Here is a 12,379-nt window from a genome sequence, read left to right as displayed (position 1 = left end):
ATGAAGATTGCGGGAAGCCCGAGATGGGGGAACCGGGCCGATTGCGCTGGTGTAGTTGCCTGCCCGGTGTGACGCCGGGCACGTCCGACTTACGGATGCCTCAAGCTATACGATACGGCCCGTACAGTAAAGAGGTCTGCTCGCCGTTCTCGCAGCGCCACGCCTCCCCGCCCTGAGCTGCTAGGCAGAGGCGTCATTCGACGTCAGTTACGGTCACTTCATGGCCGTACGCAGCGAATCGAGCCGCCGGGCGATCCTCGACGCCACCCTGAGCCTGCTCGGCGACCAGCCACCAGGGCCCGTCACGCTGCAGAAACTGTCCATCGAGCGCATCGCGCGCGAAGCCGGCGTCAGCAAGATGACGATCTACCGGTGGTGGCCTAACAAAGCGGCTCTCGTCATCGAGACGTTCCTGGACAATCACATCGCGCAGACCGCAGTGCCGGACGAGGGTCGAGCGCTCGATGCCCTCCGGGTGCACCTCGCGTCACTCGCCAAGGTCTACGACGGGCCAGAAGGCCGTTTGATGACCCAGCTGATCGCCGAGTGCCAGTACGATCCCGCCACCCTGCACGAGTTCAAGACCCGCTTCCGCGAGGGGCGTGCGGCCGCCGTCGCACAGCTCATCCAGCGCGCCATCGATGAGGGCGACCTTCGCTCGGACGTCACGCCGGACGAAGTGGCGGAGATCCTCTACGCCCCGATCTACTTCCGGCTGCTGTTCCGCAACGCCCCGCTGAACGCCGACGCGACCGACCGCCTCTTCGAGGTGGCACTGGCCGGCCTGGCGGCGACGCGAACGCATCGGGTCGCCGACGCGCGCAGCGCAGACCGACGTGTCCGCTCCACCCGCGAGAGCGCCTAGCCCACGTTCCCGCACGCCGCTCGCCGACGCCGTCCGGCGAGCGACCAGCCGTTACCGCGGCCGCCGTCGAGCACCTAGCAGACGTGCGCTCCGAGATTCGCTCGGCGCCTTCTGCATCCGTTGACAAGTTCGGTCCGAGGCGTATCGTATCGAATGCGCGAGAGGCCGATGATCTTCACGTCTCCGCTCGTCTGCACGGCAACGTCCGCTGATCGGTCGGCTTGCCGCGGTCGAAGCGCGTCTGCGCGGCCAAGGTCGAGGACCCGGCCGCCAGCCAGAGAGCCGTCAACGGAGAGGGCCCCGATGTGATGCCGCTGCCCGAGCCCACCCCCGATACCCAGCGCTACTGGGACGGGGCTGCGGCAGGCGAACTGTGGATTCAGCGCTGCTTATCCACCGGCCGTTTCTTCTTCTATCCGCGCCACTCATCTCCGTTCGTCATCGGCGGTGCCGTCGAGTGGATCAGGGCGTCCGGCCGGGCGCACCTCTACTCGTACAACATCGTCCACCGCCCGGCGCCCGCGTTCGCGGACCGAGGCCCTTACGCGCTCGCCGTCGTGGAGCTGGAGGAAGGACCCCGGATGATGACCAACATCGTCGGGGTTGCGAACACACCGGAGAACCTCCAGCTCGATATGCCACTCGAGGTGGCCTTCGAGGCGCGTGGCGAGCTGGCGTTACCGGTCTTCCGCCCCGCCGAGAAGGATCGGCGATGACGCGCGGCCCCGTCGCCATCGTCGGCGCGGCCGAGAGCGAGCGCATCGGGATCGTCCCGGACATGTCCGCGCTGGAATTGAACGCGGATGCCTCGGCGCGCGCCATCAAGGACGCCGGCTTGGACCGCTCGGACATCGATGGTGTGGCCAGCACGGGTCCGTTCGCCACCGAGCTTGCGTACTCCCTCGGCCTGACGCCACGGTGGATCGACAACACCAGCGTCGGTGGATGCTCCTACTTCTTGCACCTGCGCCACGCCGCTGCCGCGATCGCTAGCGGACTGGCAACGACTGTGCTGATCTCCCACGGAGAATCCGGGCGGTCACAGGTGGGTTCCGATCCGCTCGTGTTCCCGCCGAGCAGCCCGATGGGGCAATTCGAGATCCCGTACGGGGTCGCCGGCTTCGCGAGCACGTTCACGATCACCGGGCTCCGGTTCATGAAGGAGCGCGATGTCAACCACGAACAGCTCGCGGCCGTTCCGGTTGCCCAGCGCAGGTGGGCCGCCGCGAACCCCCGGGCATTCGCGCGTGATCCGCTCACGGTGGACGACGTCCTCCGCTCACCCCTGATCGCCTACCCCTTCCACCGGCTCGAGTGCTGCCTGGTCACCGACGGGGGCGGCGCTCTCGTCGTGACCTCGGCGGAACGTGCGGCCGACCTCCGGCAGCCGCCGGTGTATGTCCTGGGCACCGGCGAGGCCATGGAACACACGATCGTGTCGCAGATGGCCGACTTCACCTCGTCGGCCGCGTTCCGGCGGTCCGGTGGGATGGCGTTTGCCGAAGCTCAGCTCAGGCCGTCGGACATCGATCATCTAATGATCTACGACGCCTTCGCGCATGTGCCGCTCTACGGCCTGGAAGATCTCGGGTTCGTCGGCCGGGGAGAAGCCGGCGCGTTCGTCGCGGACGGCCACACCTCCCCCGGGGGTTCGCTGCCGATGAACACCAACGGCGGCGGCTTGTCCTACACCCACACCGGCCAGTACGGCATGTTCGCCCTGCAGGAGTCGGTGCGCCAGGTCCGCGGCGAAGCCGCGGCACAGGTTCCGGGCGTCGAGGTGAGTTTCGCCCAAGGCGTCGGCGGCGCCTTCCAGTACGCGGGATCGGCCGTGCTGGCACGTCGGCTGTCCTGACCACGCCCCGTCCCTCCCCGGCGTAACTGGTTCCAGCCTGCAGGCCGAGCCTGCCCGGAGCCGAAAAGAAAGGACGACAGCATTGAGTGGTGACCGAGAAGTCGCAGCAACCCGTCGAGTGGTGACCGGGCACAACGCGAACGGTCGATCCGTCGTGCTCAGCGACGGTCCGGCTCCCAACGCGTGGGCATCTCCGGATGTGCCCGGGCTCACGGCGGTAGTGCCCTGGCAAACGGCCGCTGGACCGGTCTCGAATGAGCCGAGCGACGATCCGGCGCCGGCGGACCGCGAGATCGGCTTTCCCGAGGCCGGCGGCACCGTCTTGCGAGTCGCCACGTTCCCCCCGGACTCGGTGTACTCCGACGAGGCCATCGCGAAACTGTTCGCCACGATCGGCTCCGAAACCGCCCAGGCCGCGGCCGACGCCCAAGCCCGGCACTTCTGGTTCCACCGCACCGATTCACTCGACTACGCCGTCGTGCTCGATGGCGAGATCTGGCTACTGACCGACGAAGATGAGCGACGGCTTGGCCCGGGTGACGTCGTCATCCAGCGTGGAACCAGCCACGCCTGGTCCAATCGCAGTGGCTCGATCTGCCGGATGGCGTTCGTCCTCATCGGCGCCGACCCACTGTCCGGCGTCGTGCAATGAGTGACTCGGATGTGCTTTGGCGGCCCAGCGCCGCCCGCATCGAGGACAGCGAGCTGACGCGCTACCGCCGCTGGTTGGGCGGCGAGCAGGCCGCTAGCGACTACCTAGATCTGTGGCGGTGGTCCACTCACGATCCCGGTAGGTTCTGGAGCTCACTCGTCGAGTTCGAGCAGGTGCGACTGGGCGGTGCCGCCACCGGACCCGTCGCACCGACGAACATGCCGGGTGGCCGCTGGTTTCCCGGCCGGACCGTGAACTACGCCGAGCATCTCCTCCGCGAAGCACCGGACGCTGCGCTGCTCGTCGTCAACGACGACAATCAGGGCCACGTCGTCTCGCGGGACGAGCTGATCCGCCAGGTCGGCGCCCTGTCCGCCACGTTGCGCTCGGTCGGCGTGGGCCCCGGTGACCGGGTCGTCGCTGTACTCTCCAACCGCGCTGAAGCCGTCGTCGGGCTGCTGGCGGCCGCGGCGATCGGGGCGATCTGGGCGATCTGTTCACCGGAGTTCGGCGCGACCGCGATCGTGTCGCGGTTCGCGCAGCTGGAACCGAAGGTCCTGCTCGGCATCGACGGCTACCGGTACGGCGGCAAAATCCGCAGTTCCCGAGACGACATCGCGTCGATCGCGGCCCAGCTGCCCACCGTGGAGCAGATCATCTGGGTCGACTCCGACAGTCCGGGTGAGCTGATCGCCGCCGCCCGTCCGGTGCGTTCTTGGAGCGACGCAACCGCCGGCGATGCTCCACCTGAGTTCGCCGAGGTTCCTTTCGAGCATCCGCTCTGGGTGCTGTTCTCTTCCGGGACGACCGGGGTTCCCAAGGGGATCGTGCACGGGCACGGCGGCATCCTGCTCGAAACCCTGAAGATGCTCCATCTCCAGGTCGACCTGCACCGTGGCGAGCGGTTCCTCAACGTGGGCAGCACGAGCTGGGCGGTATGGAACACGCTCGTCTCCAGCCTCGGTGTTGGTGCCACGCCAGTGCTGTTCGAGGGCAGCCCTGTCTGGCCTGAGGTCGATCGGCTGTGGCAGGTGGTGGCCGAGCACGACGTCGCCGTGATGGGCCTGGGTGCCGGGTATCTCCATGCCTGTCTCAAAGCCGACGTCCGCCCGCCCAGGAGCGCGCTGCGGACCCTGCTGGTCACCGGGTCGCCGTTGTCTGCCGCCGGCTATCGGTGGGTCTACGACCGACTGGGCGACCTCTGGCTGGCGTCGATGAGTGGCGGCACCGACATCTGCTCGATCTTCGTCGGCGGTGCACCGGATTTACCCGTCCGGGCCGGCAGGCTGCAGCCACCGGCGCTAGGAGCCGCAGTGGAAGCCTGGGACCCGCACGGCCACCACCTCGTAGGCCAGCGCGGCGAACTGGTCGTCACCAGGCCGATGCCCTCGATGCCGCTGTATTTCTGGAACGACCCGGACGGTCGGCGCTACCGCGAAAGCTACTTTGACATGTTCCCGGGTATCTGGCGGCACGGCGACTACATCGAGTTCGACGAAGACGGCACCTCTTTTATCCATGGCCGGTCTGACTCGACGCTCAACCGGCAGGGCGTTCGGATGGGCCCGGGCGACATCTACCAGGTAGTCGAAGCGATCCCGGAGGTTCAGGAAGCGCTCGTCGTCGGCGTCGAACGCGGCGAGGACTACTACATGCCCCTGTTTGTCGCGGTGGCCGACGACGCCGATTTCGGGCACGTCAAGAGTCAGATTCGGGCGGCCATTCGAGCCGAGCTCTCTCCCCGGCACGTGCCGGACGAGGTCATCCAGGTGCGCGCGATCCCGCACACCCGGACCGGCAAAAAGCTCGAAGTTCCGGTGAAACGCCTCCTGCAGGGGGAGGCGCTCGCCGACGTCGTCGACCTGGGCACCGTCGACGACCCGCAACTCCTGCACGACCTGGCGACCTGACCCACACCCGACGTGCAGTCACCTGACCTGGCACACCCCCCATTGATTCCACAGAGGAGCCGCACATGAAGCTCGGTCGAATCTCCGTCCCCGGCCCCGACGGCCCCGTCGCACGGCTGGTGCGCGTCCTGCCCGAAGAGGGCCGGGTCGTCGACCTGGCCCGGGCCGAGGCGCTGCGCCTGCAGGGCCGGCACGCCGAGCCCGATGCCGCGCGTCGGCTGGCTGCCGCTGCCTTTCCCGGCAGCATGACCGCCGCTATCGCCACCGGCGATAGCCTGCTCGAGACCGCCGAAGCCGCAACCCAGCACGGCGGGGACGACGCGTCGATCCCCCTCGCCAACGTCACCTGGCTGTCGGCAGCCGACCCACGGACGCTGCGCGACGGGCTGACGTTCCTGGGTCACATCAACAACATGTTCGGCAAATGGGGAACGACCCCGCCGGAGGCGATGCTGAGCATCCCGGGCTACGCCAAACTCGCCACCGAGGGAATCATCGGCCACGAGGATGAGGTCTACTTCCCCCATTACATCAACCAGATGGACTACGAACTTGAGCTCGGATACGTCGTCGGACGGCGGGGCCGGAACCTGACTCCAGACGTCGCACGGGACTACCTATTCGGCGTCACCATCTTCAACGACTTCAGCGGCCGTGACCTGCAGACCAACGAGATGCAGATCGGCATGGGCGGTGCCAAGAGCAAGGATTTCGCCAACGGCATCGGCCCCTGGATCACCACCATCGACGAGATCGCCAACCTCGGCTCCCTCCGCGTCGAAGTCCGGGTGAACGGGGAGACCTGGTCCACGAGCAGCACCGCCAACAGTCTGTGGTCGGTCGACGAGCTGCTCGCTTACGTGTCGCTGGGCGAATACATCCTCCCCGGCGACGTCATCGGATCGGGCACGGTCGGCAACGGATCCGCTCTGGAGCTCGACCGGAAGCTCAACCCGGGTGACCTCGTCGAACTCGAGGTCGAGAGCGTGGGAATTCTGCGGAACCGGATGGGCCAGCGAGCGGACGAGACCTGGTGGCCCAGCAAGCGAGACGGTGCGCTGATCGGCCGATGACCCAACGCTGCACCGGCCCCGCCGGGCCGGTGCAGCACTCGACCATGGATGCGGTGACCAATCGATGGTGACAACACCTCCGGCTGACGACGTTGACGACCGGGGACTGGTCGTCGGACCGGCCAAGCAGTACGCGGCCGGCATCCCCGCCGTGCTGCAATCGCTGCGGCACGCAAGCCGGCAGATGAGCGCCGGAAGAACCCTGCTGACGCTCGCCCGCGTCAACCAGAAAGACGGGTTCGACTGCCCCGGCTGCGCGTGGCCCGATCCGCAGCACCGCAACTCCGCCGAGTTCTGCGAGAACGGCGCGAAAGCCGTGGCCGAGGAAGCCACCCAGCGGCGGGTCGACGCGGCATTCTTCGCCCGGCATTCGGTGACCGACCTCGCCACACGCAGCGACTACTGGCTGGGCCAGCGAGGCCGGCTCACCGAGCCGATGCTCCTCGCGGCCGGCCGCCAGCACTACGAGCCGATCTCCTGGGACGCCGCGTTCGACCTGATCGCGTCAGAGCTCGCCGCGCTAGACGATCCGAACGAGGCGTCGTTCTACACCTCGGGGCGCACCAGCAACGAAGCCGCGTTCCTGTACCAGCTTTTTGTGCGCGCGTTCGGCACCAACAATCTGCCCGATTGCTCGAACATGTGCCACGAATCGTCCGGGTCGGCGCTGGTCGAAACGCTCGGCGTCGGCAAGGGCAGCGTATCGCTGGAGGATCTCTACCGTGCGGATCTGATTTTCGTCGTCGGCCAGAACCCGGGCACGAACCATCCCCGCATGCTCTCCGCGCTGCAGAAGGCCAAAGCTGCCGGCGCGGCGATCGTGGCGGTGAACCCGCTGCCGGAGGCGGGGCTGCTGCGCTTCAAGAATCCCCAGAAGGCGTCCGGGATCATCGGCAACGGAACCGTGCTCGCCGATGAGTTCGCGCAGATCCGCATTAACGGCGACCTGGCGCTCTTCCAAGCCCTCAACCGGCTGCTCCTGGAAACCGAGGACGCACTCGACGACGACTTCATCGCCGAGCACACCCACGGGTTTCTGGCATTCGCCGCGGCCAACCGGTCGCTGGACTGGGACGACGTCTTCGAGGCCACCGGGCTCGGCCGCGCGCTGATCGAGCGGATCCACCAGCGGGTCCTCGCCTCCGAGCGGATCGTCGTCTGCTGGGCGATGGGCCTCACCCAACACAAGAATTCGGTGCCGACGATCCGGGAAGTCGTGAACTTCCTGCTGTTGCGCGGCAACGTCGGGCGCCCCGGGGCGGGTGTCTGTCCGGTCCGGGGCCACAGCAACGTCCAAGGTGACCGCACCATGGGTATCTACGAGAAACCCGCTGCGGATTTCCTCGATGCGCTCGCCAACGAGTTCGGCTTCGATCCGCCCCGGGCGCACGGTCACGACGTCGTCGAGACGATCCGGGCGATGCGCGACGGCACCGTGAAGGTGTTCATGGGGCTCGGCGGCAATTTCGTCTCCGCGACGCCGGACACTGCGGTGACCGAGGCGGCTCTGCGCGGCACCCGCCTCACCGTGCAGATCTCCACCAAGCTCAACCGCTCGCACGCGGTCACCGGCGGTCGCGCGCTGATCCTGCCGACGCTCGGTCGCACGGAAGCCGACCTGCAGGCGAGCGGACCACAGTTCGTCACGGTCGAGGACTCGATGAGCGCGGTGCATGCCTCACGCGGTCACCTCCGTCCCGCGTCGCCGCAGCTGCGGTCCGAGGTGGCCATCGTCTGCGGAATCGCCGAGCGGACTGTGCCGGGATTAGACCTTCCGTGGACCTCGTTCTCTGCCGACTACGACACGATCCGCGACCGGATCTCGCGGGTCGTGCCCGGCTTCGAGGGCTTCAACGAACGCGTCCGGACCGCCGACGGTTTCGTCCTGCCGCACGGCCCTCGCGACGCCCGGATGTTCCCCACCGTGACCGGTAAGGCGAACTTCACGGTCAACCCGCTGGAAGTCCTACGCGTCGGCCCGGGGCGCCTGCTCCTGCAGACGCTGCGATCGCACGACCAGTACAACACCACCATCTACGGGCTCGACGACCGCTACCGCGGCATCCGCGCTGGCCGCCGAGTAGTTTTCGTCCACCCCAGCGATCTCGCCGCGCTGGACATTGCCGACGGCGACCAGGTCGACCTGATCAGCGAGTACGCCGACGGTGAACGCGTCGCCCCGGGCTTTCGTGTGGTCGCGTACGACACCGCTCGGGGGTGCTGCGCGGCGTACTTCCCGGAGACGAACGTGCTGGTTCCGCTCGACAACACCGCGCAGATCAGCAACACCCCAGTTTCCAAGTCGGTCGTCATCCGCCTGCAGCGTTCACCGGCTCACTAGGGCACCGGCGAGGGCGCCGTGTGCCGGGCGGGTGCGGTTGTTGTGGGTGATGGCGCGATGTACACCCGGCGGCGGCCTTCAGCCTTCGCGCGGTAAAGCGCCTCGTCCGCGCGGGCGAGCGCCGCGTCGACTGGTTCTCTGAATTCCCAGCGGGCGATCCCCGCGGAGAAGGACTGCGAGTATGGGGTGGCCTCCTGCATCCGTTCCAGGACACGGCGAGCAATCTCCGTATCGGGCGACGGGAGCAGGACGACGAATTCTTCCCCGCCGTGGCGGGCCAGGACGTCCGTCGCCCGCAGGCACCGTCGCCATGCCTCGGCGGCCGACCGAAGGAGATCGTCGCCGGCGGCATGCCCGAACGTGTCGTTGTACAGCTTGAAGCGATCCAGATCGAGGATCGCGACGGCGGCGGCGGGCTCTTCGCCGGGTGAATCACTCGCCAGCGTCGCGGCGGCCTCGCTCCAGGAGCGACGGTTCGGCAGAGTTGTCAGCTCGTCCCGGTTAGCTTGGAGGTACAAGAGGTTCGATTGTCGTTGCACATGTCGGAGAAGCTGACCGACGCGCAGCAGCAACAGCAACACCAACAGCATCGACGCTACGGCGACCGCAATGACGGTTGCTGAACTGCGCACGGTATCGACGAGCAGTGTGACCGGCGGGAGGATCGCGGCTCCCCCCAGCATTGCGAGAGTGATCACTGAGTGCGCGGGCCGCGTGGACGCGGGTCGGCCGAGCCGTGCCGCGCTCGGGTGCGCTGCGGCAGCGGCGAGCAGGAGCATCGCGAGAGTCCATAGCGTGTTGCTCAGCCAGGCGATGAGTGAGTCGTCGGTCATTGGCCGGTTACCGGCGATGTGCAGGATCGAACCGAACCAGCTGAGAAAGGTGGCCGCGGTGAGTAGCCGAGCCGCTACGACGGTTCGCGAGCCGCCGCGCATGACGAGGACCGCGAGAGCAACCTCGAGCAGGCCTGCCCCCACGAAGGCCAGCCGGACTCCCACGTCGCCGGAGGCCGCCACAGTCAGCTCGTCGGCCGGAGCGATCGCCCAAACCCATGAGATGAGACTGAGGCTAACCACGACGGCTGCAGACTCAATCGACGCGGCGCTGTCGCGGTGAATGTTCCAACGCCGGATGAGGACTGCCATGCCTGCGCTGTTGGCAGCGAGGAATAGCAAGGCGGCGCCGGCGGTCCACAGCTGGGCCTGTTGCGTGTTGAGTCCCCCGCCGGAGAGGGAGCTGACCAGCGCACCTGCCGCGGTCGCGAGATGGCCGACAGCGAAGAGCTGCCATGGCATCTGATCGCGCCACGGCAGCCGCCGCACCGAGATGACGACGAAAACGACGACCAAAATGCTGATCGTTACGCGCACCAGTCCCTGTGTACAGCCGTGGGGCCTCCAGGCGGACACCGCAGCGGCCAGGGCAACGCAAGACGTCACCACGCTTGCAGTGCGATAGCGCGTCATCGAGATCCTCCGCGGTTGGATGTCAACTTCTTGTCGGAGCCGCCCGATGCGCCAGGGGTGCGAGAGCGGTGCGGATCAGGTGCGTCGCTCTCCCGGCCTTGACGACGACGAGGTCCTTCGCAGCCTGTGCGCCGGGCTGCGAAGGACCTCGTACTTGTCGGTGTGCTGCGGTCAGTCGATGGAGCGTGCGGCCAGCGACGACATCACCTGGTCGCTGAGCAGCGAGCCGTCCCAGACAGCGGTCAGCCGCGTGATCTTGCCCTGGGCGTCCAGCTCAAGGGCCGTGGCGCCGCGAGGCACGGCCTTGCCGTCAGCCTTCCATTCGTAGCCGCCGCCCTGGTTGCTGCCGACGACGTGGCGGACGGTAGCTCCAGGGCCGTAGGGAAGGTCGGGAAGTGCCCGCTGGAGGTAGCGGCCGATCGCCGATCGACCCTGGATGTTGGTCCGCAGCGCCATGTCCTCAAATGTGGCGTCGTCAGAGAAGAGCGCCGCTGCGGCCTTCGCGTCTTTCCTGCTGAGCGCGTCGTTGAGCTTGCGCGCGGCTCGGTCCACGGCCGCCGACGCGTGACCGCTCACCTTGTTTTCGCCGAGCGACTGGGGGAAGGCCGCTGCCGGGGTGCGCAGCTTCGCAGCCGCCTCCGACCCGAAGTTGCGCGAGTCCCAGTAGTCGACCCACCGGGTAATCTTCCCGTTCTCGAAGTCGAGGACACCGATCGCCCGAACCTCGCCACCGAAGAGTTCCGGAGTATCGGTGAACAACACGACGGCGCTGCGTGTGTCGCCGATGATCCGGGTGGGGTAGGACTTCGCTTCCTTCGGCCAGTTGGGCATGGCGTCGGCGAAGATCTTCCGGACCGCGTCGTAGGACTCCGCGGGCCAGCCGAGCGTCGCGTCGTAGTACGCCGCCTGCTGCTTGTTGAAGTGGGATGCGGTGGCGTCGACCTTGTGCTGGCTTTTGGCGGTGAAGAACGACCGCAGGAAGTCTGCCGCGCCCTTCGAGGCGTGGGAGGTCTCGACGACGTCCGGGTAGACCGCGGCGGTGTCGGGGCGCGAGACCTGCTTCGCCGGAGCCGGGGCATCGGCCGCCTGGGCACCTACTCCGTAGCCGGCCGCAGCGGCGGCGACGATCGCGACGGTGGCGATCCCGGTGAACCACGTTCTGGTGTTTTTCATGAGTGCTTTCCTTGGGCGTGAATGGATACTGGCTGCAGGGGCCGTGGCTCAGCTGATTTGAATGGCGATCTTGCCGAGGGTGTGGCCGCTGCGGAACGCCTGCAGGGCGCCATTGGCCTGGTCGAGCGTGTAGATGCGCTGGATGGCCACGGCGATGGTGCCGTCGGCCAGATATCCGGCGACGCGGTCGAGCAGTGTGGTGGTCGGGGTGTGCATCACGTTGGTCCGGCCGGGTCCCTCGCCTGCGGCGTTGGTGGGCGAGGTGATGCGCCCTCCGTCTCCGAGAGCGGCCTCGTAGGCGGTGAGCTGGTAGGGGGTGACGGCGTCGATAATCGCGTCGACGCCGCGGGGGTGTCGGTCACGGACTGCGGCGACCAGATCGTCGTCGCGGTGCCAGATGTCGGCGACGCCTAGCTGGCGGAGGAACTGCTCGTCGCCGGGCAGCCCGGGGGCGACGACAGTGGCGCCGACCGCCGTGGCCAGTTGGGCGGCGATGCTGCCGACGCCGCCGGTAGCGCCGACGATCAGCACCGTTTGGCCTGCGGCGAGGTCGAGGGCATCGACCAGTTGGATCGCGGTAACTGCGGCGAGGGGTGCCGCACCGGCGGTCACGAGGTCGATCGCGTCCGGGACGCGGGCGAGATTGCGGTGATCGACCAGCGCGTACTCCGCCCATGTGCCGGCCGAGATCGGCGGACGGAACGGGATCTCGCCGAAGACTCGGTCGCCGACCGCGAACGCCCCGGCATCCTGTCCGATGCTCTCCACCACGCCGGCCATGTCGCGCCCGAGAGTGAGCGGGTACTGGTGAGGGATCCCCATCTGTTCGAATCGTCCGAGGGCGATACCCACGTCGAGGGCGTTGACCGACGACGCGTGGACACGGACGAGGATCTGGCCCGCCGCTGGACTAGGTGCGGGCCGGTCGAGCAGGGCGGGCGTGGCGCCGGCCGTAGTGAGGGTGAAGGCTTTCAACGAACGGTCCCTTCCAGAGAGCGCGCAGGCGTCACCGCCGCCACCGGTCGGTAGGGGTCCGGCGTCGGG

Annotated in this window: 10 protein-coding genes; 7 read left to right on the top strand and 3 right to left on the bottom strand. The window is 67.7% G+C overall.

Features of this window, described 5'->3' with window-relative positions:
* Positions 1-220 precede the first annotated feature (220 nt).
* The 7 genes from FL583_RS11505 (at position 221) to FL583_RS11475 (ending at position 8,696) form a co-directional block, all read left to right on the top strand.
* A complete protein-coding gene (locus FL583_RS11505) occupies positions 221-865 on the top strand; it encodes a TetR/AcrR family transcriptional regulator (RefSeq protein WP_142704566.1) in 645 nt (214 codons plus the stop codon).
* 308 nt (positions 866-1,173) lie between these two features.
* Positions 1,174-1,581 (top strand): Zn-ribbon domain-containing OB-fold protein, encoded by a 408-nt coding sequence (locus FL583_RS11500; protein WP_142704621.1) that lies wholly within the window; start codon positions 1,174-1,176, stop codon positions 1,579-1,581.
* Positions 1,578-2,720 carry a thiolase C-terminal domain-containing protein gene (locus FL583_RS11495; protein ID WP_142704565.1) on the top strand — a complete coding sequence of 381 codons (1,143 nt, stop codon included), beginning with the start codon at positions 1,578-1,580 and terminating at the stop codon, positions 2,718-2,720. Before FL583_RS11500 ends, FL583_RS11495 begins: the two co-directional genes overlap by 4 nt.
* Positions 2,721-2,841: 121 nt before the next feature.
* Entirely contained in the window at positions 2,842-3,372 is a 531-nt protein-coding gene (locus tag FL583_RS11490; RefSeq protein WP_205752028.1) for a cupin domain-containing protein, read from the top strand.
* Entirely contained in the window at positions 3,369-5,282 is a 1,914-nt protein-coding gene (locus tag FL583_RS11485) for an acetoacetate--CoA ligase (protein ID WP_142704563.1), read from the top strand. The genes FL583_RS11490 and FL583_RS11485 overlap by 4 nt, the downstream gene beginning before the upstream one ends.
* Before the next feature lie 65 nt (positions 5,283-5,347).
* Entirely contained in the window at positions 5,348-6,355 is a 1,008-nt protein-coding gene (locus FL583_RS11480) for a fumarylacetoacetate hydrolase family protein (protein WP_142704562.1), read from the top strand.
* A gap of 64 nt (positions 6,356-6,419) precedes the next feature.
* A complete protein-coding gene (locus FL583_RS11475) occupies positions 6,420-8,696 on the top strand; it encodes an FdhF/YdeP family oxidoreductase (protein WP_142704561.1) in 2,277 nt (758 codons plus the stop codon).
* On the opposite strand, the gene FL583_RS11470 is transcribed toward FL583_RS11475, so the two are convergent.
* The 3 genes from FL583_RS11470 to FL583_RS11460 form a co-directional block, all read right to left on the bottom strand.
* Entirely contained in the window at positions 8,693-10,066 is a 1,374-nt protein-coding gene (locus FL583_RS11470; protein WP_170323598.1) for a GGDEF domain-containing protein, read from the bottom strand. The two genes, FL583_RS11475 and FL583_RS11470, sit on opposite strands and share 4 nt — an antisense overlap.
* Before the next feature lie 267 nt (positions 10,067-10,333).
* A complete protein-coding gene (locus tag FL583_RS11465; RefSeq protein WP_142704559.1) occupies positions 10,334-11,335 on the bottom strand; it encodes a nuclear transport factor 2 family protein in 1,002 nt (333 codons plus the stop codon).
* A 48-nt stretch (positions 11,336-11,383) separates the two neighbouring features.
* The gene (locus tag FL583_RS11460) at positions 11,384-12,310 is read right to left on the bottom strand and encodes an NADP-dependent oxidoreductase (protein WP_170323597.1); all 927 of its coding nucleotides are present in this window, start codon (positions 12,308-12,310) and stop codon (positions 11,384-11,386) included.
* Positions 12,311-12,379 lie beyond the last annotated feature (69 nt).

The sequence above is a fragment of the Cryptosporangium phraense genome, assembly GCF_006912135.1.
GTDB classification, from domain to species: domain Bacteria; phylum Actinomycetota; class Actinomycetes; order Mycobacteriales; family Cryptosporangiaceae; genus Cryptosporangium; species Cryptosporangium phraense.
The sequence above is the reverse complement of the archived record's forward strand: the minus strand, read 5'-3'. Positions and strand labels throughout refer to the sequence as shown.

What these genes read in the sequence shown, in the direction of transcription:
- FL583_RS11505 (WP_142704566.1), top strand. Translation starts at nt 221, where the DNA reads ATGGCCGTACGCAGCGAATCGAGCCGCCGGGCGATCCTCGACGCCACC.
- FL583_RS11475 (WP_142704561.1), top strand. Translation starts at nt 6,420, where the DNA reads ATGGTGACAACACCTCCGGCTGACGACGTTGACGACCGGGGACTGGTC.
- FL583_RS11485 (WP_142704563.1), top strand. Translation starts at nt 3,369, where the DNA reads ATGAGTGACTCGGATGTGCTTTGGCGGCCCAGCGCCGCCCGCATCGAG.
- FL583_RS11465 (WP_142704559.1), bottom strand. Translation starts at nt 11,335, where the DNA reads ATGAAAAACACCAGAACGTGGTTCACCGGGATCGCCACCGTCGCGATC.
- FL583_RS11500 (WP_142704621.1), top strand. Translation starts at nt 1,174, where the DNA reads ATGCCGCTGCCCGAGCCCACCCCCGATACCCAGCGCTACTGGGACGGG.
- FL583_RS11480 (WP_142704562.1), top strand. Translation starts at nt 5,348, where the DNA reads ATGAAGCTCGGTCGAATCTCCGTCCCCGGCCCCGACGGCCCCGTCGCA.
- FL583_RS11495 (WP_142704565.1), top strand. Translation starts at nt 1,578, where the DNA reads ATGACGCGCGGCCCCGTCGCCATCGTCGGCGCGGCCGAGAGCGAGCGC.